Origin of the sequence: Dactylosporangium sp. CA-139066 (genome assembly GCF_050936175.1) — a bacterium.
In the GTDB taxonomy this organism is placed as follows: domain Bacteria; phylum Actinomycetota; class Actinomycetes; order Mycobacteriales; family Micromonosporaceae; genus Dactylosporangium.
Genome location: NZ_JBNJNH010000001.1, coordinates 5056982 through 5075310, shown reverse-complemented (window position 1 = coordinate 5075310; position 18329 = coordinate 5056982). Strand labels below are relative to the sequence as shown.

General features: G+C 73.5%; 17 protein-coding genes. 11 read left to right on the top strand and 6 right to left on the bottom strand.

Annotated elements, in window-relative coordinates; translation table 11 throughout:
• The first annotated feature begins 75 nt into the window (after window positions 1-75).
• Both ACQEVU_RS23250 and ACQEVU_RS23245 read left to right on the top strand, forming a co-directional pair.
• A complete protein-coding gene (locus tag ACQEVU_RS23250) occupies window positions 76-1113 on the top strand; it encodes a polysaccharide deacetylase family protein (RefSeq protein ID WP_433326859.1) in 1038 nt (345 codons plus the stop codon).
• 93 nt (window positions 1114-1206) lie between these two features.
• On the top strand, window positions 1207-1935 hold the full coding sequence (locus ACQEVU_RS23245) for a hypothetical protein (protein WP_433326857.1): 729 nt from the start codon (window positions 1207-1209) through the stop codon (window positions 1933-1935).
• Here ACQEVU_RS23245 and ACQEVU_RS23240 read toward each other — a convergent pair.
• The gene (locus ACQEVU_RS23240; RefSeq protein WP_433326855.1) at window positions 1929-2906 is read right to left on the bottom strand and encodes a TerC/Alx family metal homeostasis membrane protein; all 978 of its coding nucleotides are present in this window, start codon (window positions 2904-2906) and stop codon (window positions 1929-1931) included. The genes ACQEVU_RS23245 and ACQEVU_RS23240 overlap by 7 nt on opposite strands.
• Window positions 2907-3090: 184 nt before the next feature.
• Here ACQEVU_RS23240 and ACQEVU_RS23235 point away from each other — a divergent pair, with 184 nt between their 5' ends.
• Window positions 3091-3771 (top strand): M23 family metallopeptidase, encoded by a 681-nt coding sequence (locus ACQEVU_RS23235; protein WP_433326853.1) that lies wholly within the window; start codon window positions 3091-3093, stop codon window positions 3769-3771.
• Window positions 3772-3784: 13 nt separating this feature from the next.
• Here ACQEVU_RS23235 and ACQEVU_RS23230 read toward each other — a convergent pair whose 3' ends face one another.
• Window positions 3785-4630 (bottom strand): DUF72 domain-containing protein, encoded by an 846-nt coding sequence (locus tag ACQEVU_RS23230; protein WP_433326851.1) that lies wholly within the window; start codon window positions 4628-4630, stop codon window positions 3785-3787.
• Between the two features lie 215 nt (window positions 4631-4845).
• On the opposite strand from ACQEVU_RS23230, the gene ACQEVU_RS23225 reads away from it, so the two are divergent.
• The 5 genes from ACQEVU_RS23225 (at window position 4846) to ACQEVU_RS23205 (ending at window position 11483) form a co-directional block, all read left to right on the top strand.
• Complete coding sequence (locus ACQEVU_RS23225; RefSeq protein ID WP_433326849.1) at window positions 4846-6240, top strand: aldehyde dehydrogenase family protein; 1395 nt, start codon at window positions 4846-4848, stop codon at window positions 6238-6240.
• Window positions 6237-7697: a sugar ABC transporter ATP-binding protein gene (locus tag ACQEVU_RS23220; RefSeq protein ID WP_433326847.1), complete on the top strand. Its 1461-nt coding sequence runs from the start codon at window positions 6237-6239 to the stop codon at window positions 7695-7697. The genes ACQEVU_RS23225 and ACQEVU_RS23220 overlap by 4 nt, the downstream gene beginning before the upstream one ends.
• Window positions 7698-7779: 82 nt before the next feature.
• The gene (locus ACQEVU_RS23215) at window positions 7780-8742 is read left to right on the top strand and encodes an ABC transporter permease (protein WP_433326845.1); all 963 of its coding nucleotides are present in this window, start codon (window positions 7780-7782) and stop codon (window positions 8740-8742) included.
• Window positions 8739-9686 carry a substrate-binding domain-containing protein gene (locus ACQEVU_RS23210; RefSeq protein WP_433326843.1) on the top strand — a complete coding sequence of 316 codons (948 nt, stop codon included), beginning with the start codon at window positions 8739-8741 and terminating at the stop codon, window positions 9684-9686. The genes ACQEVU_RS23215 and ACQEVU_RS23210 overlap by 4 nt, the downstream gene beginning before the upstream one ends.
• Before the next feature lie 9 nt (window positions 9687-9695).
• Complete coding sequence (locus tag ACQEVU_RS23205) at window positions 9696-11483, top strand: discoidin domain-containing protein (RefSeq protein WP_433326841.1); 1788 nt, start codon at window positions 9696-9698, stop codon at window positions 11481-11483.
• A 4-nt stretch (window positions 11484-11487) separates the two neighbouring features.
• Here ACQEVU_RS23205 and ACQEVU_RS23200 read toward each other — a convergent pair whose 3' ends face one another.
• Together ACQEVU_RS23200 and ACQEVU_RS23195 are read right to left on the bottom strand one after the other, a co-directional pair.
• Window positions 11488-12576: a SecDF P1 head subdomain-containing protein gene (locus ACQEVU_RS23200; protein ID WP_433326839.1), complete on the bottom strand. Its 1089-nt coding sequence runs from the start codon at window positions 12574-12576 to the stop codon at window positions 11488-11490.
• A gap of 20 nt (window positions 12577-12596) precedes the next feature.
• On the bottom strand, window positions 12597-12860 hold the full coding sequence (locus ACQEVU_RS23195) for a virginiamycin B lyase family protein (protein ID WP_433326837.1): 264 nt from the start codon (window positions 12858-12860) through the stop codon (window positions 12597-12599).
• A gap of 79 nt (window positions 12861-12939) precedes the next feature.
• Here ACQEVU_RS23195 and ACQEVU_RS23190 point away from each other — a divergent pair, with 79 nt between their 5' ends.
• Window positions 12940-13770 carry a DUF4240 domain-containing protein gene (locus ACQEVU_RS23190; protein WP_433326835.1) on the top strand — a complete coding sequence of 277 codons (831 nt, stop codon included), beginning with the start codon at window positions 12940-12942 and terminating at the stop codon, window positions 13768-13770.
• A 5-nt stretch (window positions 13771-13775) separates the two neighbouring features.
• Here ACQEVU_RS23190 and ACQEVU_RS23185 read toward each other — a convergent pair whose 3' ends face one another.
• Complete coding sequence (locus ACQEVU_RS23185; RefSeq protein WP_433326833.1) at window positions 13776-14198, bottom strand: MmcQ/YjbR family DNA-binding protein; 423 nt, start codon at window positions 14196-14198, stop codon at window positions 13776-13778.
• A 16-nt stretch (window positions 14199-14214) separates the two neighbouring features.
• Complete coding sequence (locus ACQEVU_RS23180) at window positions 14215-15627, bottom strand: S1C family serine protease (protein WP_433326831.1); 1413 nt, start codon at window positions 15625-15627, stop codon at window positions 14215-14217.
• 104 nt (window positions 15628-15731) lie between these two features.
• Here ACQEVU_RS23180 and ACQEVU_RS23175 point away from each other — a divergent pair, with 104 nt between their 5' ends.
• Complete coding sequence (locus ACQEVU_RS23175; RefSeq protein ID WP_433326829.1) at window positions 15732-16472, top strand: ATP-binding protein; 741 nt, start codon at window positions 15732-15734, stop codon at window positions 16470-16472.
• A 9-nt stretch (window positions 16473-16481) separates the two neighbouring features.
• Complete coding sequence (locus ACQEVU_RS23170) at window positions 16482-18317, top strand: CheR family methyltransferase (protein ID WP_433326827.1); 1836 nt, start codon at window positions 16482-16484, stop codon at window positions 18315-18317.
• Window positions 18318-18329: the final 12 nt, after the last annotated feature.

Sequence of the window (18329 nt, the reverse complement as noted above, 5' to 3'; positions counted from 1 at the left end):
GCTGCGCCCACGCCGTGCCGCACCGTGCCGCCCCGCCTGGGCCTCCCGCCATTCGCGCACGAGGAGGAAGCGCGCATGCACGTCCCCGTTCGACTGCGCCACCGGGCCGGCCTGCTGGCCGGCGCCTGCGCCGCGGCGCTGGTCACGGCCGCGGTGGCCCTGCCGGGCACCGCGGCCGCCACGCACACCGCCGGCGTCGCCGCGGCCGCACCCGCGCTCGCCGCGACCTGCAACGGCTACGTCGGGCTGACCTTCGACGACGGCCCGTCCAACGACCACACGCCCGCGATCCTCAACGCCCTGCGGCAGAACGGGCTGCAGGCCACGATGTTCAACGAGGGCCAGTACGCCGCCGCCTACCCGAGCCAGGTCGCGGCCGAGGTCGCCGCCGGCATGTGGGTCGGCAACCACAGCTACACGCACCCGCACCTGATCCAGCAGAGCCAGGCACAGATCGACTCGGAGGTCTCGCGCACCCAGCAGGCGATCGCCAACGCCGGCGGCGGCACCCCGAAGCTGTTCCGCCCGCCGTACGGCGAGACGAACGGCACCCTGCAGTCCGTCGAGGCGAAGTACGGGCTGACCCAGATCATCTGGGACGTCGACTCGCAGGACTGGAACGGCGCGAGCGTCGACGCGATCGTGGCCGCCAACGCCCGGCTCACCAACGGGCAGATCATCCTGATGCACGAGTGGCCGGCCAACACCCTGGCCGCCATCCCGCGCATCGCGCAGGGCCTCGCGAGCCGCGGCCTGTGCGCGGGCATGATCTCCCCGCAGACCGGCCGCGCCGTCGCCCCGACCGGGACCGGCGGGGGCGGAGGGGGCGGCGGTGGCGGAGGCGGCGGCAGCTGTACGGCGAGCCTCTCCGCCGGCCAGTCGTGGAGCGACCGCTACAACCTCAACGTCACCGTGAGCGGTTCGAACACGTGGACGGTCACGATGAACGTCCCGACCCCCGAGAAGATCATCGCCACCTGGAACACGAACGCGACCTGGCCCAGCGCGCAGGTGATGGTGGCCAAACCGAACGGCAGCGGCAACACGTTCGGCGTCACCATCCAGACCAACGGCAACCGCACCTGGCCGACCGTCTCCTGCAGTCCCAGCTGACCCTGGCGGGGGTCGACGGCGCGGCGGTCCCCTGCGGGCCCGCCGCGCCGCCCCGTTTATGATGCTGCGGCTCATACACGGGGAGAGATCGACATGAGGTACCTGACCGCCGCGGCCCTGATCCTGGCGCTGCTCGCCGGCTGCGACGACGACGTCACAGTGCAGCCGGCCGCGGCCCCGACAACCGCGGCCGCGACCACCGCGACGGCGTCGCCGCAGCCGACCGCCTTCGACCGGACCGCCGACCTGCGGGCAGCCCTGCAGAAGACGACGGCGGCCGGGTTCGCGTTCACGTTCGGCCCGGCGTCCGGGGTCTACGACGCGCGCAGCGGCGGGGCCCGGATGACGATGGGCCAGGACGAGCTCACGGTCATCGGCACCGACGTCTGGGCGCGGGTCGAGCCGAACGTCTGGCTGCATCTGAGCGTGCTCAAGTTCGCGCCGGGACAGAACCAGCTGAGCGTCGCGTTCCCCATGGCGCTGCTGGCCTACCTCGCGGTGCTGCCGAAGTGCGTCAGCCCCGCGGCGGCGGCCGCGTCCTGCAGCGCCGAGCTGGACCTGACCGCGATCGCGCCGCTGGTGCCGGCCGGGCCGAAGAAGCTCGCCGAGGTGCTCGCCACGATGCTGCCGTCGGCCGAGGCGGCGGGGCACGTGCCGGTGACCGTGACGTTCGCCGCCGGCGGCGGGCTCGGCGCCGTCACGGTCACGATGGCGGTGGACGCCGGGCCGAGCCAGGGCACGCTGACCGTCACCGGGCCCAGCACCGCCGCGGTGGCCAAGCCCACCGGGCGGATCGTCGAGGCGCCGATGGACGCCTACTGACCGGCGGCCGCCGCGGCGGCGTCGCGCCGGTTGGCCAGCAGGCTCGACGCCGTCACCGCGACCAGGGTCGCCACGATGACGAGCAGCGACAGCGGGGTCGGCACGTCCGGGACCGACGGCCAGACCGTGTGCGCCCAGTGCAGCACGAGCTTGGCGCCGATGAACGCCAGGATGACCGCCAGGCCGTGGTTGAGGTGGCGCAGCTTCGCCAGGGCGTTGCGCAGCACGAAGTACAGCGCGCGCAGGCCCAGCAGCGCGAACGCGTTCGTGGCGAAGACCAGGTAGGGGTCGCTCGTCACGCCGTACACCGCGGGCACCGAGTCCACGGCGAACACCACGTCGGTGAGGAACACCGCGGCGACGACGAGCGCCATCGGGGTCAGCGCCCGCCGCCCGGCCCGGCGCACGGTGAGGCGGGCGCCGTGGTACTCGTCGGTGACCGGCATCAGCCGGCGCAGCAGCCGCGTGCCGCGCATCGAGCCGGGGTCGACCTGGTGCTCGCCGCCGCGCAGCGCGTCGCGCAGCACCTTGGCCGCGGTCACGATGAGCACGGCGCCGAACAGCAGGAACGCCCACGTCCCGGCCGACAGCAGCGCGGCGCCGAGCGCGATGAAGATGCCGCGCAGCACGAGCGCACCCACGATGCCGTACAGCAGCACCCGCTGGGCCAGCGCCGCCGGCACCGCGAAGGCGCCGAGCAGCAGCATGAAGACGAACAGGTTGTCGACCGACAGCGACTTCTCCACGACGTAGCCGGTGAAGAACTCGACGCCGGCGGTGCCGCCGTGGGCCAGCCAGACGTACGCCCCGAACGCGGCGGGCAGCGCCAGGTAGAAGACCGACCAGCCGACCGCCTCGCGCATCGGCACGTCGTGCGGGCGGCGCGTGAGCACGAAGTCGAGCGCCAGCAGCCCCAGCAGCACGGCGACGGTCACCGCCCACAGCGCGGGCGACGCGATGGACTCGGTCATGATCGGACCCCCTCGAACGCAGCATGCACTCGTTCGAGGTCTCTCTCGCCCGCCGGGACGGGTGGCCGACCGGGAAGCCGCACTGGGGCGGCTCGTGCTGACCGGAGCGGCCGTTGGGAGATACTCCCCTCGCCGGTTGCCGAGGCTACCGGCCCAACCTGAACGTTTCCTGGGACAGGAGCGGATGAGCGCCCGCAGCGTGTACCGCTGGACGATGCTGTCGATCATCGCCGGCTGCGCCGTCGTGTCCTACTTCGTCCTCACCCACCGCCCGTCACCCCCGCCGCCGAAGCCGGGCCCCCGGCCCGCCTTCCAGCTGCCGTTCCCGTGCGGCGAGACGTGGCGGCTCACGACGTACCCCGGGCACGACGACTACGACATCGACTTCTTCGCGGTGCAGGGCGACACCGGGGGCCGCAGCGTGCTCGCCTCGGCGGCCGGCACGGTCACCTGGGCCGGCTGGAGCGCGACGCTGGAGAACGGCGCCCAGGCGGCCCCCGGCACGTCGGGGACCCGCGGCGGCCTCGGCTACGGCGTGATCATCGACCACGGCGGCGGCTGGTTCACGGAGTACGGCCACCTGGCCGCCGCCCCGCTGGTGCGCACCGGCGACCGCGTGCGCCAGGGCCAGCAGCTGGGCCAGGTCGGCCACACCGGCTCGACCACGGTCGACCACCTGCACTACGAGCAGCTGGACGACACCCGCGACCCGAAGCACACCCGCGGCGTGCAGGACAAGGTGGAGGCGGTCTTCGACGGCGTACCGTCCGGGATCACGTCGGACGGCAGCGCGGCGACGGGCCCGCTGCGCACGGCCGGGCCCCAGTCCCCCGACCAGACCCGCACGAGCCGCAACTGCCCCTGACGGCCCGGTCGCGCTACACGGCCCGCAGCCCCGGCCGCGACGGGCGCCGGGCCACCAGGTCGGCCAGGCGCTCGGCGTCGCGGTGTGCCTCGCGCGTGTCGACCAGCGCGTGCACCTCATCGGCGTCCGCGGCCAGGTGGCGCAGCCGGTCCGCCCAGTCGGCCAGCCGCCGCTCATCCTCGCCCTCCCCCGGCGAGCCCGGGCCGTCCTCGATGCGCACCAGCGCCGGCTCGGCCGTGACCGACAGGCCGTGCAGGTCGCTCACGCAGACGAACGACGCGCCGGCCTCGTGCAGCATGAGCAGCGTCTCGGCGGCCCGCGTGCCCTCGAACCACGACGGGTGGCGCAGCTCGACCGCGGCGCGGCGGTGTGCGCAGCGCTCGACGGTGTCCAGGACGCGGCGGCGGGCGCCCGGCCCGTAGGCGAGCCAGCCCGGGAAGTCCAGCACCACCGCGCCGAGCCGGTCGGCCTCCTCCAGCGGGTCGAGGGCCTGGTGGAAGCGGTGCCACAGCTCGTCGATCGCCTCGATCGGCAGGTCGCCGCGGCGCAGCCGGGTGGTCACGTCCACGCCGTCAGGGCGCAGGTCGGCGGGGAACGCGGCCAGCGCCGTCGGGTGCCCCGTCAGCAGCCCGAACGCCTTGACGTCGAACGTGAATCCGGCGGGGGTCGCGGCCGCCCACGCCTCGGTCATCTCGGGCGCCGGGATCGCGTACAGGCTCGTGTCGGCCTCGACCACGTCGAAGCGGGCGGCATAGTGGGCCAGGCGCCCGGCCGCGGTGCGCACCGGGCGCGGGTACCAGCCCGACGCCAGCTGCCGGCGGTTCGCCCACGAGGCCGTACCGACCCGAATCACACCCATGTAATGCATTCGACCGCGTACGCCCGCCAACCGCAAATCGCCGCATGGATCGAGGGACTTGAGCGTTTGCGGGCCCGCCGGGTACATTGACCACCAACCCTCACGTTCCACTGTTCACTCGCCGGACGGCACCGGCGGACCGCCTGATCTATTCGTGCAGCGAATCGGCGCGCCCGCACGCGGACATCCGTGACGACGAGGAACGAGGGGGCGCCATGCCCGTCATCAGCGTGCGCAATCCGGGGACCGGAGAGCCGCTGGGCGAGGTGGTCGAGCACGATTCCGGGCAGGTCGACGCGATCGTCGCCCGGGCCGCGGGCGAGGGACGACAGGCCATGGCGGCCCTGGCCGCGCACGAGCGCGAAGGGCTGCTGCGCCGCGTCGCCGACCTCATCGAGTCCGAGCTGGAGGACCTGGCACGGCTGCTCGCGGCCGAGAACGGCAAGCCGATCCAGCAGACCCGCGGCGAGGTGCAGGCCGCCGTGCGCATCTTCCGCGGGTACGCCGGCGAGGCCACCCGTCTCTTCGGCCGCCAGATCCCGCTGGACGCCGTGCCCGGGCTGGAGCGCCACCTCGCGGTGACCGTCCGCGAGCCGCTCGGCGTCGTCGCCGCGCTCGTGCCGTTCAACTACCCCGTCGAGCTGTACGCCCACAAGGCCGCCGCCGCCCTCGCCGCCGGCAACCCCGTCGTCGTCCAGCCGCCGCTGCGCTGCCCCCTCGCGGTGCTGCGCGTGGCCGAGCTGGTGCAGCTGGCCGGGGCGCCGAAGCACGCGCACCAGGTGGTGCTCGGCGGGGCCGCCCTGTCGCAGGCCCTCGCCGCGCACCCCGGCATCGCCGCGGTCAGCCTCACCGGCAGCACCGCCGCAGGCCGGGAGATCGCCCGGCTCGGCGCGGCCACGCTGAAGAAGGTCTGCCTCGAGCTCGGCGGCAACGACGCGCTCATCGTGTGCGCCGACGCCGACCCCGAGCAGGCCGCCCGCGCCGTGGTGCTGGGCCGGCTGGCCCGCGGCAACGGCCAGATCTGCTGCGCGGTCAAGCGGGTGTACGTCCAGTCGCTGATCCACGACGCCTTCGTCGACGCCCTGCTCACGCAGACCGCGAAGCTCGTCGTCGGCGACCAGCTGCTCGAGCCGACCGACGTCGGGCCGCTGATCGCGGAGCCGGCCGCCGAACGGGTGGCGGCCGCGGTACGGACCCTGGTCGGCGACGGCGCCCGGCTCGTGGCCGGCGGCGGGCGCAACGGCGCGTTCGTCGAACCGGCCGTCCTCGTCGACGTGCCCGCCGACAGCCCCGCGTTCGCCGAGGAGATCTTCGGCCCGGTCGCCCCCGTCGCGCGGTTCGACGACGTCGACGAGGCGGTGGCGATGGCCAACGCGTCGCCGTACGGGCTGCAGGCCGCCGTGTTCACCCGCGACATCGGCCGGGCGTTCGACATCGCGCGGCGCCTCGACGTCGGCGGCGTCGTCGTCAACGGCTCCACCGCCCTGCGGGCCGAGAACCTGCCCTTCGGCGGGACGAAGGACACCGGCGGGTACCGCGAGGGCATCCACGACACCGCCCTCGACCTCACCCGCCAGAAGACGATCATCGTGATGGACGCGTTCCGGTGAGTCTCCGCCTGCGCGGGGTGCGCAAGGCGTTCGCGGGCGTGGAGGTGCTGCACGGCGTCGACTTCGACGCCGAGCCGGGCCAGGTGCTGGCGATCGTCGGGGCCAACGGCGCCGGCAAGTCCACGCTCATCCGCATCCTCGCCGGGGCGCTGCCGGCCGACGGCGGCGAGATCGCCCTCGGCGGCGCCGCCGTGGCGCTGCGCTCGCCGCACGACGCCCACGACCTGGGGATCCGCACGGTGTACCAGGAGCTGTCCCTCGTGCCGGAGCTGTCCGTCACCGAGAACCTGCTCATGGGCAACTTCCCCCGCCGCCTCGGGCTCATCGACTGGCCGGCCGCGCACCGCCGCGCCCGGCAGCTGCTGGACGCGGCCGGCTTCGGCATGATCGACCCGCGGACCCGGGCCGGGCGGCTGCCGGTCGCCCGCCAGCAGATGGTCGAGATCGCCAAGGCCCTCGTCAGCGACCCGCGGGTGCTCATCCTCGACGAGCCGTCCGCGGTCCTCGCCGGCGCCGACCTCGACGCCCTCTTCGCCCTCGTGCGGCGCCTGCGCGACCGGGGCGTGCTGGTGCTGTACGTGTCGCACCGCCTCGCCGAGGTGCTCGACCTCGCCGACCGCATCGTCGTGCTCAAGGACGGCACGGTCGTCGCCACGCCGGATCCAGGAGCCACGAGCGAAGCCGATCTCGTACGCCTGATGGCCGGCCGGCAGATCGAGCGCATCTACCCGCCGCGCCGCCCCGCGCCCGGCGAGCCGCGGCTGCGCGTCGACGGCCTCACCCGGCCCGGAGAGTTCGACGGCGTGACGTTCGAGGTCCGCGCGGGCGAGATCGTCGGCCTGTTCGGCCTCGTCGGCTCCGGCCGCAGCGAGCTGGCCGCGTGCCTGTTCGGCGCGAGCCCGCCGGCCGCGGGCGAGGGCGCGCAGCCCACCCCGGCGGCGGCGATCCGGGCCGGGCTCGCGCTCGTCACCGAGGACCGGGCCGGCAGCGGCCTCGTGCTCGGCCTCACCGTGCGCGACAACATCGGCCTGGCCACCTGGCGCACCGCCCGCCGCGGCCCGCTGCTGGACCGGGCCCGGCAGCGCCGCGACGCCGAGGCCATGATCGGCCGGCTCGACATCCGGCCCCCGCACTGCGCGGCGATGCCGGCGGTGCGCCTCAGCGGCGGCAACCAGCAGAAGGTCGTGCTCGCCAAGTGGCTGCTCACCGGGCCGCGGGTGCTCATCCTCGACGAGCCGACCCGCGGCGTCGACATGGCCACCCGGGTCGAAATCTACCGGCTCGTCGACGAGCTGGCCCGCGCCGGGCTGGCCGTGCTGCTCATCTCCTCCGACCTCACCGAGGTGCTCGGCGCCACCGACCGCGTCCTGGTCATGAACGCCGGCCGGATCGCCGGCGAGCTGCCGTCGGAGGGCACCACCGAAGACCAGGTACTGGAGAGGGCGATCGCAGCATGAGCGGTACGGAGCGAAGCGGAGTGGCCGCTCATCATGAACGTCACAACTCGTGCGGGCACCGGAGCGCAGCGGAGGTGTCCGCATGAGCACTCTCGCGGTCAGGGTCCGCGGGCGGGACATCACCGTGGAGCTGGCGTTCACGCTGCTGATCGTCGCGCTCGTCGTGGTCGCGGCGACCACGTCGGACAGCTTCCTGTCCCAGACCAACCTCACCAACCTGCTCAAGCAGATGGTCACCACCGGGCTGCTCGCGTTCGGGATGCTCGTGGTCATCCTCACCGGCGGCATCGACCTGTCCGTCGGCTCCGTCGTCGCGTTCTCCGGCATCGTCACCGCCGGGCTCGCCGCCGACCTGCCGATCCCCCTCGCCATGGCGGTCGGCATCGCCGGCGGCGCGGGCTTCGGCGCGCTCAACGGCGTCCTCGTCGCCCGCTTCGCCCTCGCCCCGTTCGTGGTGACCCTCGCGGCGCTGACCACGATCCGGGGCCTGGCGTTCGTGTACTCCGAGGTGCCGATCTCCCCGGCGGATCCGGGGTTCCTGTGGCTCGGCTCGGCGATGGCCGGGCCGATACCGCTGATCACGCTCGTGATGCTGGCCGTCTTCGCCGTCGGCTGGGTGTTCCTGGAACGGACCCCGGCCGGGCGCTCCATCGTCGCCATCGGCGGCAATGCCGAGACGGTCCGCCTCGCGGGCATCAACGTGCGCCGGCACGTCATCCTGGCGTACGTCATCAGCGGCTTCTGCGCCGGCCTGGCGGGTGTCATCCTCACCAGCCGGGTCGGCATCGCCCAACCCAGCGTCGGCGTGGCGTTCGAGCTCGACGCGATCGCGGCCTGTGTCATCGGCGGCGCGAGCCTGGCCGGCGGCAAGGGTTCGGCCAAGGGTGCCTTCGGCGGGGTGCTCGTCCTGGTCCTCATCAACAACCTGCTGAACCTCTACGGGGTGCAGAGCTTCTGGCAGCAGGTGGCGAAGGGCCTGATCATCATCGCGGTCATCCTCGTGCAGCGCACGAACCGGCCGCGCACCGTGAAGGGACGCGCATGAAGAAACTCCTCGCCGGCTTAGCCATCGCCGGCCTGGTGCTGCCGGCCGCCGCCTGCAAGGGCGACGACTCCGCCGGCGGCGCCAAGACGTACACGATCGGCATCGCCAACTTCCTGCTCAGCGGGCCGTACTTCAGCGGCATGGACGCCGCCATCGCCGCGCAGGCCAAGACGAAGGGCAACGTCAAGACGATCAGCACCGACGCCGGCGGCGACGCGGCGAAGCTCGCCGCCAACGTCGAGGACCTGCTGAGCAAGAACGTCGACGCCGTCATCATCTCCGGCGGCCCCCTCGAGTCCGCGCCGGCCACGCTGAACGCGATCAAGGCGGCCGGCAAGCCCGTCGTGCTCGTCGACCGCAAGTTCGCCGTCGGGGAGTACACCAGCTGGATCGGCCCCGACAACGAGGCCATCGGCAAGCAGGACGGGCAGTTCCTCGCCCAGAAGCTGACCGCCGGCGGCAAGGTCGCCATCATCAAGGGCGGCCCCGCCGACAACTCGATCGGCCTGGCCCGCACCAACGGGCTCAAGTCGGTGCTTGGCAAGGACTCCCGCTTCACCCTGGTCGAGGCGCCCGACTTCGGCAACTGGGGCTCCGACGGCGGCCTCACCGTCATGGAGGGGCTGCTGGCGAAGCACCCGGACCTGGTCGCCGTGTTCTGCGAGAACGACGCGATGTGCCTCGGCGCGCAGCGGGCGGTCGCGTCGGCGAACAAGACCGCCCAGATCGTGCTCGCCGGCGTCGACGGGCAGGCCGAGGCGCTCAAGGCCATCCAGGACGGCACCAACTACGTCGTGACCGGGCTCAACAGCCCCAACGTCATCGGCAAGCTGGCGCTGGACCGGACCGTCGAGGTGCTCGGCGGGGCCAAGGTCGAGAAGGACACCGTCGTCCCGTCGCCGCAGATCACCAAGGAAACCGCCGCGCAGTACATGAACAGCTGAGGAGTCCGTATGAGACTGCACAAGTTCGTGGCCGCGACCCTGATGGCGAGTTCCCTCGTCTTCGTCCCGCTGTCGTCGGCGGTCGCCGCCCCGACGTGGAAGTTGTTGTATTCCGAGAACTTCGGCACCGCGTTCAACAGCGACACGGTGCCGTGGGTGAGGGACACCTACGCGACCGGGTTCGACAACATCACCGACGACGCCGGCCTGTGGTACCACAACGACTACGGCTCGGCCTGGGACACCCAGCTCAACTCGTTCGCCACCTACCGCAAGGAGTTCCGCGTCGGCCAGGACGGCTGGCTGACCGCGTCGCTGTCGGCGCGTGACTTCAACAAGGACGGCGTCATCGAGCAGCCGCCGAGCATCACCACCCAGGCGCTGGGCAGCGAGCACGTCGCCGTGCTCAACGTCCCCGAGAGCACCGGCGGCGCCATTTTCCGGCCCACCAACAGGCTGCCGGACCAGTACCGCATCGAGTACAAGCTCAAGACGCTGGACTTCGGCGGCAAGCGCAACGGCACCATCAACTACAACGGCAAGATCAACGGGTACAGCACCACGGGCTGCAAGACCCAGCACCCGTGGGGCGAGGGCTCGCGCTCCGCCGGCTGGACCGGCGACGCCTCCGTGCCGTACTGCCAGTGGCAGGACGACCGCGAGGGCCCGTTCGGGTACAACGGCTTCCACTACCTGTCCATTGTGGACTTCGCCAACCCGGCCCCGCGCAACAACCACTTCTGGCACTACCACCGCAAGGTGCTCATGGACCAGTTCGCCCAGCACCCGGACCGCATCGGCACCGGCACCGGCGGGCGGGTCTGCGACTCGAACACCAACACGTACTACAACTATCGCGACGGCAACTTCAACACCGTCAACATGTGGATGAGCGGGATGCCGAACTGGAATCCCGGCCCCGGCGGCCTGCCCGGCAACTCCCAGTGGTTCATGACCAGCTGCTCCGGCGGGGCCGCCGAGAACCAGCTGTCCAGCGCCGCCGAGCTGCAGCCGGAGCTGATGCCCAACACGTACTACACGTTCGCCATCGAGCGCGACGCGACCGGCTACACGCTCGAGGCCAGCGGCAACTTCGCCCGCGTCGGCCAGAAGACGCTGCGCTTCCACCGCAACTTCGTCGTCAACAACGTGCCGATCTGGCACTACAACACGACCGCGGCGGAGTACAACGGCCAGTTCAACGGCACGCTGACCCAGAACGACGCGCACGGCAGCGCGTCGTGGCCCAACCAGTGGCCGGCCGGCTCGGCGTACCCGGACTACTTCGTCATCGGCGACCTGTACACCAACGTCTACGAGGGCAGCGCCAGCCTCACCGACATCAAGCTGTTCGTCCCCGACACCGCCGCTCCCACCAACCTGGCCCTGAACAAGCCGGCCACGGCCTCGGGCCAGTGCGCGGCGACGGAGGGCCCGGAGAAGGCCGTCAACGGCTCCTGGACCGGCGGCAACGCCGACAAGTGGTGCGCGCTCGGCTCCAACCGGTTCCTGCGTGTCGACCTCGGCTCCCCCCAGACCGTCGGCAAGGTCGTGCTGCGCCACGCCGCGGCCGGCGGCGAGAAGGCCAGCTGGAACACGAAGGACTTCGACATCCAGGTGAGCACCGACGGCAACACCTGGACGACGGTCGCCTCGCCGCGCGGCAACACCGCGGCGGTGACGACCCACACGTTCACGCCCCGCCAGGCCCGATACATCAGGCTGAACATCATCACCCCGACCAGCGACACCGACACCGCCGCCCGCATCTACGAGCTGGAGGCGTACGCCTCCTGACGGTTCACGGGGTGCTGCCGACGCCGGTGATGACCAGCCGCAGCGGCAGCACCCCGTGGCTCAGCGTGGCGGCCAGGGCGCTCGCCCCGTCCCTGCTCGACAGGTCCCCGCCGGAGACCTGCGCGTCGCCGGGGATGACGGCCTGGATCGCCGGGGCGGTCACGACCTGGTTGTCCATGAGCACGGCGACCTGGGCGCTCACGCCGGAGGACTGCCCCTTGTCCATGGCCTCCCTGGTCAGCGCCGTCCACCGCGGCTGCCCGCCGGCGCTGAAGCGGATGAGGACGTTCCAGCCGCCGGCCTGCGGGTCGTTCTGTGCCTTGGCCGAGGCGAGGTCCGCGCCGGTCACCTCGGCCACGTCCATGAGGTACTTGATGCGCCCCTCGTCGCACGCCACCCCCTGCGCGCCGTCCTCGACCCCGCCGGCCGGCCGCCCGTCGAGCATCGCGCAGGTGACGCCGGGCACGTTGTACTGCACCGCGGGCGGCAGCGCCGCCACCTCGGCACAAGTCAGCGTGTCGAACCCGGTGAGCGCCCCGGCCGCGGACGCCTCGGCCGGCTCCTTGAGCGCCACGGCCGCGTCGTAGGCGGCGCCGAGCTTGCCCTTCGCCGACTCCAGCGCCGCGGCCCGGCCGGTCGGCGCCTGCGGGTCCGCCTTGCACCCGGCGTCCCCGGGCGCGGAAACCTGCCCGAGCACCAGCCGGAACGTCAGGTTGCCGGGCACGAGCACGGCCTTGACCCGCTCGGCGTCCTTGGCCGCGGCGGTGACGAGCAGCGTGTCGTCGCCCTGCGCGGTCACCGTCGGCCGCTCCAGGTCGAGCTGGCGCATCCGCTCGAGCAGGATCTTCCTCGTCTGCTGCACCGCGTCGCCGGACGGCTTCGCCCCGTCGGCCCCCAGCAGCCGCACGGTGATGGCGGCGTCCCCCGTGGCCGCCCTGCCGTCCCACCGCCGCGACAGCAGCAGCACGGTCGCCCCCGCGGCCACGAGCACGAGCGCGACGAGGGCCAGCAGGAGCCACAGCCACAGCAGCCGCCCGCCGCGCGCGGGGGCCGGCGGGGCGTACGGCATCGGCGGCGGTTCGCACGTGGACATGGCCGCCAGCGTACGGGCGCCTATGGTGCGAGGCGGGCCGCCGCGCCGGTTTCCAGGGCCACCCAGACGGCGCCGTCGGGCCCGACGGTGATCCCGAACGGTCCGCTGCCCGGCGTCGGCGTGGCGAACGACGTGGCCACGCCGTCGGTGGTGACCCGCCCGATCCGGTGGTCGCGGTTGCCGGTGTACCACAGCGCGCCGTCCGGGCCGGTCGTGACGCCGTACGGCCCGGCGCCCCGATCGGCGATCGGCAGCTCGGCGATTCCCTGGCGTTCGTGCGACATCGGGTACTCCTTCGTGGCCGGCGCAACGAATCTCAGCAAAGCCGGACCTTACGGCACCTACCGGGCCACCATGGAAGGCGTGACGCCGATCGAGCGGGGTGACCTCTGGGCGCTGGTCGCCGCGCACGGCGGCGACCACCCGGACTACCAGGGGATGACGGACGAGCTCGCCCGGCTCGGGCCCGAGGCCGCCGAGGGGTTCGCCGAACAGCTCGCCCAGGCCCTGCACGACATCGACACACCGGCGCACTTCGCCGAGATCCGGCCGTACACGGTCGGCGACGACTCCTACCTCTACGCCCGCTGCGCCGTGGTGGCCGCCGGGAAGCGGGCCTTCGACCGGGTCGTGCGGCGGCCCGAGCGCTTCGGCAGGTTCGTCGACCGCGACGCCGAGCCGCTGCTGGCCGTCGCGCCGGACGCGTACGAGCGGGCGACCGGGCGGCCCTGGGAGTACACCACCAGGGTCAGCTACGAGATGCGCAGCGACGACTGGCTGTCCATCGACGTCGAGTGGCCGATCGCCGAGGGGTGGCCGCTGGCGTACGACCACGTCGTCGAGGCCGTCCGCCGGGCGCTGTGCGCCGATCCGGGCCGGCGGGGCCACGAGCCGCTCGTCCTGGTGCTCACGCCGGACCTCGAGCCGTTCGCCGAGCGGGATCCGGCGCGGCTGCTGGAGCTCGTGATCCGCGATGTGAGCCGCGCGCTCGGCCCGGTGCCGGCGGTCGAACTTCCGCGGGATCTCCCCGAGGACTACTTCGTCGCGGAACCTCCGCCGGCGCTGCCCGCGCCGCTGGTCAAGCGGGTCGCGCGGCAGGGCGGGCTCAAGACGTCGTCGATCGTCGCCTACTACCGGCACAATCCGGACGCGCCGGGCGCCGGCTATTGGGCCAAGCGCCTCGGGCTGCGGTAGCCGCGTCAGCGGGGGTGGTCGCGCAGCCAGGCGCTCGCGCGGCGGGCCGAGGCGCGCGACAGCCAGGCGTCCTGGACGAGCTCGGCCACCTCGCGGCGGGTGAGCTCGCCGAGGCGGGCGGCGCGCAGCAGGACCGACGGGTGGCCGTCGAAATGGGGCGTGGTGAAGAACGGCGTCGTCGCGTCCTGGATCAGGGCCTGCTTGTCGGCCTCGGACTCGACCCAGAACACGATCACGTCCGAGTACCGTTCGCCGGTCTGCGGGTCGAACGCGTCCGGGCGCGGGGTGCGGAAGAACACGAAGGACTTCCCGCCCACCTGGTACACCGGGTTGTCCCCGCTGCCGTAGACCACGGTGACGTGCGGCATCGCCTCGGCGAGGGCGTGGACGTCCTCGAGCCGGGCCGGCCGCTCGTCGTCGCGGGACACCTGCACACCATAGGCGTCAGCCGGCCGGGCCGGTGGCCAGGCGTACCGTGGCGGAACGGGAACGGCCCGAGCGGTCCACCCAGTCCACGCGGACCTCGTCGCCCGGATGGTGCAGGTCGATCGCCGACGTGAGGTCCGCGGCCGAGCCGACGCCGGTCCCGTCGACCGCGCGGATCACGTCGCCCTCGGCCAGGCCGGCGCGGGCGGCCGGGCTGCCGGAGACGACGCCGGTCACCTCGGCGCCCGGCGTGCGGCCGCTCGCGTCCCGCGCGGCGACGCCGAGCAGCGCCGTCGCGCCGATGTGGATCGTCGCCGAGCCCTGGCCGGACTGGATGCGCGAGGCGATGCCGACCGCGGTGTTGCTCGGCACCGCGAAGCCCTGGCCGGCCGGGCTCTGGTCGCGCGGGTCGATCGACGCGGCGGTGTTGATGCCGATGAGCCGGCCGGTCCGGTCGACGAGCGGGCCGCCGGAGTCGCCGGCCCGGATGTCCGCGGCGACCTGGATGAGGCCGTCGAGGCGCCGCGAGGCGCCGCCGTCGGGGTCCTGGGCGTTGATCGAGCGGTTGAGGCCGGTCACCGAGCCGGTCACCGCCTCGGGGGTGCCGCCCTGCCCGCCGGCGTTGCCGACCGCGACGATCGGGTCGCCGACCTTCACCTGGCCGGAGTCGGCGACGCCGAGGCGGGGCAGGCCGCTCGCGCCGGCGAGCTGGATCACCGCGATGTCGTGCGAGCGGTCGTACCCCACGACGCCGGCCTGAAACGTCCGCCCGTTGACCACGGCGACGGCGCTGATCGAGGTCGCGCCGGCGATGACGTGGTTGTTGGTCAGGACCAGGCCGCTCGCGTTGAGGATGACGCCGGTGCCGGCGACGCGGGTGTTGCGCAGGCCGAGCGTGCTGGTGATGTTCACGACGCTCCTGTTCACCGCCGCGATGATCTCCGGCGTGTTCAGCGCCCGGGTCGGGGTCGGTGACACTGCCGCGCTCGGCGACTCCCCCGGCCCGTCCGTCGGCAGCAGCGGGGCGGCCACGTTCGGCTCGGCCGGCGCCGACGCGCGCGGCGACGGACCCGGGTTGCGGGCGCCGACGATCGCGGCCAGGCCGGCCGCGGCGACCGCGAGGGCCAGCCCGACGATCGCGATGGCGCCGACGATCCAGCGCAGCAGGCGGCGGACCGGGCGGGGCCGCGGCTCGTCCCACTCGGGCGGGCGGTGCCAGTGCGGAGGGCGGGGCGGCGGGACCGGGCCGTCCCAGCCGCCCCACCGGTCCGGGCCGTACCAGTCCGCGCCGCCGCCCGGCACCGCGGTCGCGGGGACCGCCGTCGCCGGGACCGCCGTGACCGGCGCCGGGCGCCCGTACGCGGCCGGCCGCCGTGGCGCGGCCGTGCCGGGCGCGGTCGCCACGCCGTATGCGAAGTGCGGTTCCGACACCGTCCACCGCCCCCGATCTCGCCGTCGCCGATCTGACCACCTATCAGCGACTACGGGTCCCGCTCGGGTGAAGGTTCAACGGCCGGGCGCTAAACTCGGTGACTGTGAGCGGCGACGAGCTGGTCTGCGGGTATGAGCCGGATCTGCCCGTGGCCGTATTGCGCGCGGCCGGGCCCCTGACGCTGTCCAGCGTGGCCGGGCTGCGCCGGGCCGCGCTGAAGGCCCTCACGGACCGGCCGGAGCTGCTGGTCCTCGACGTGTCCGGGCTGGAGGCGGTCGACGACATCGCCCTGACCGTGTTCCCGGCCCTGGCCCGCCAGGCCGCCGAGGACGGCGTCGACGTGATGCTGGCCGCCGCGGGTGCGGTGCTGCGCGAGCAGCTGGAGCGGCTGGCCGTGACCCGCCAGGTGCGGCTGCTGCCGAGCGTCGAGCAGGCGCGCGACGAGCACGCCCGCCGGACCGGGCCGCTGCGCGCCGAGACCGAGCTGCTGCCGGCGCCGGGGGCGACCGCCCGGGCCCGGGCCCTGGTCGACGGGGCGTGCGCGCGGTGGGACCTCGCGCCGCTGGCCGACACCGCCGCGCTCGTCGTGACCGAGCTGGTCGCCAACGCCGTCGAGCACGCCGGCACCCAGATCCGCGTCGCCGTCGCCCTGCGCGAGCGGCACCTGCACCTCGCCGTCCACGACGCCAGCCCGCTGCCGGTCCGCCGCAGCGGCGACCCGGACGAGGACGACCCGGGGCGCGGGCTCCTGATCGTCGAGGGGCTGGCGTCCTCCTGGGGGTGGATGCCAACCGGCGAGGGAAAGGTGGTGTGGGCGACGCTGCGGCGACCATCGACGCGGTAGCGTGGCCCGGTGATTGAGGCCGGCTCCGATTTCGAGGCTTTGCTGGTGTACCTCAAAGAGGCCCGCGGCTTCGACTTCACCGGATACAAGCGTTCCAGCCTGACCCGGCGGGTCGGGCGGCGCATGGCGCAGCTGCCGGTGGCCGACCACGCGGAGTACCTCGACTACCTGCAGGTCCATCCCGACGAGTTCACCGCGCTGTTCAACACGATCCTGATCAACGTGACCGGGTTCTTCCGCGACCCGGACGCGTGGGCGGCGCTGGCCCGCACCGTGCTGCCGGCGCTGCTGGCCGAGCAGGCGGAGCGCACCGGCCCGCTGCGGGTGTGGAGCGCCGGCTGCGCGTCCGGCGAGGAGGCGTACAGCCTCGCCATGATCATGGCCGACGCGCTCGGCCCCGAGCGCTTCCGCGACCGGGTCAAGATCTACGCGACCGACGTCGACGAGGAGGCGCTGGTCACCGCCCGGCAGGGGGTGTACACCGCCGCCGAGCTGCAGCACGTCGCGCCCGAGCGGGTCGAGCGCTACTTCGAGCGGGGCGACGGGCGGTACACCTTCCGCAAGGATCTGCGCCGTTCGATCGTCTTCGGCCGCAACGATCTGGTCCAGGACGCGCCGATCGGGCGCATCGACCTGCTCGTGTGCCGCAACACGCTCATGTACTTCAACGCCGAGACGCAGGCGCGCATCGTCTCCCGGTTGCACTTCGCCCTCGCCCCGCACGGCGCGCTGTTCCTCGGCAAGGCCGAGATGCTGCTGCGCCACGGCGCGCTGTTCACCCCCGTCGACCTGCCGCAGCGCATCTTCCGCCGGGCCGCGGCGGCGTGCGGGGCGGCGCCGATCCCCGACCCGCCGTGCGAGGACTCGCCGAGCCTGGAGCGGCTGCGCACCGAGGCGTTCCTGGCCGGGCCCGTCGCCCAGCTCGTCGTGACCGGCGAGGGCATCGTGACGCTGGCGAACCGGCGGGCCGGCGCGCTGCTGGGCATCGGCCCCGGTGACGCCGGCCGCCCGCTGCGCGACCTGGCCCTGCCGCCGCGCTTCGCCGGCCTGCGCGGCCACGTCGAGCGGGCCCAGGACGAGCGGCGCGCCCTGCAGGTCGACGACGCCGGCGCCGAGGAGCCCGCGTACCTCGACGTGCGCATCGACCCGCTGCCCGACGAGCCCGGCGAGCGCCCGACCGTGCTCGTCGCCGTCCACGACGTCACCGCCGCCCGCCGCCTGCAGGAGGACCTCGAGCGGGCCAACCGGCAGCTGGAGGCCGCGTACGAGGAGCTGCAGTCGGCGAACGAGGAGCTCGAGACGACCAACGAGGAGCTGCAGTCCACGGTCGAGGAGCTGGAGACCACCAACGAGGAGCTCCAGTCGACCAACGAGGAGCTCGAGACGATGAACGAGGAGCTGCAGTCGGCCAACGACGAGCTGCGCGACCGCACCGCCGAGCTCGGCGACGCCAACCGCTTCATGGCCGCGGTCCTGTCCAGCCTGCGCGCCGGCGTGATCGTCCTCGACCGCAGCATGCACGTGCTGGTGTGGAACAGCGGCGCGTCGGACCTGTGGGGCCTGCGCTCGGACGAGACGGTCGGCCGGCACCTGCTCGACCTCGACAGCGGCCTGCCGGTCGAGCGGCTGCGCCCGGCGGTCCGCGAGGTCCTGGCCGGCGCCTCCCCGCGCCTGGAGTCCGAACACCCCGTCGTCGACCGCCGCGGCCGGCCGGTGCGCCTGCGCTTCGGCTGCTCCCCGCTGACCGGCGAGCCGGACGGCATCATCGGCGCGATCGTCGTCATGGAGCCCGTGCCGGGTGCCGATTCGCCCGCTCCGCCTGCGCCGCCGCGCTCCTCGGCTTAACCTGCTTCGAGG

Excerpts from the sequence above, each read along its gene's own strand:
- ACQEVU_RS23245 (WP_433326857.1), top strand. The coding sequence starts at position 1,207 with ATGAGGTACCTGACCGCCGCGGCCCTGATCCTGGCGCTGCTCGCCGGC.
- ACQEVU_RS23210 (WP_433326843.1), top strand. The coding sequence starts at position 8,739 with ATGAAGAAACTCCTCGCCGGCTTAGCCATCGCCGGCCTGGTGCTGCCG.
- ACQEVU_RS23225 (WP_433326849.1), top strand. The coding sequence starts at position 4,846 with ATGCCCGTCATCAGCGTGCGCAATCCGGGGACCGGAGAGCCGCTGGGC.
- ACQEVU_RS23205 (WP_433326841.1), top strand. The coding sequence starts at position 9,696 with ATGAGACTGCACAAGTTCGTGGCCGCGACCCTGATGGCGAGTTCCCTC.
- ACQEVU_RS23215 (WP_433326845.1), top strand. The coding sequence starts at position 7,780 with ATGAGCACTCTCGCGGTCAGGGTCCGCGGGCGGGACATCACCGTGGAG.
- ACQEVU_RS23195 (WP_433326837.1), bottom strand. The coding sequence starts at position 12,860 with ATGTCGCACGAACGCCAGGGAATCGCCGAGCTGCCGATCGCCGATCGG.
- ACQEVU_RS23250 (WP_433326859.1), top strand. The coding sequence starts at position 76 with ATGCACGTCCCCGTTCGACTGCGCCACCGGGCCGGCCTGCTGGCCGGC.
- ACQEVU_RS23240 (WP_433326855.1), bottom strand. The coding sequence starts at position 2,906 with ATGACCGAGTCCATCGCGTCGCCCGCGCTGTGGGCGGTGACCGTCGCC.
- ACQEVU_RS23200 (WP_433326839.1), bottom strand. The coding sequence starts at position 12,576 with ATGTCCACGTGCGAACCGCCGCCGATGCCGTACGCCCCGCCGGCCCCC.
- ACQEVU_RS23230 (WP_433326851.1), bottom strand. The coding sequence starts at position 4,630 with ATGGGTGTGATTCGGGTCGGTACGGCCTCGTGGGCGAACCGCCGGCAG.
- ACQEVU_RS23235 (WP_433326853.1), top strand. The coding sequence starts at position 3,091 with ATGAGCGCCCGCAGCGTGTACCGCTGGACGATGCTGTCGATCATCGCC.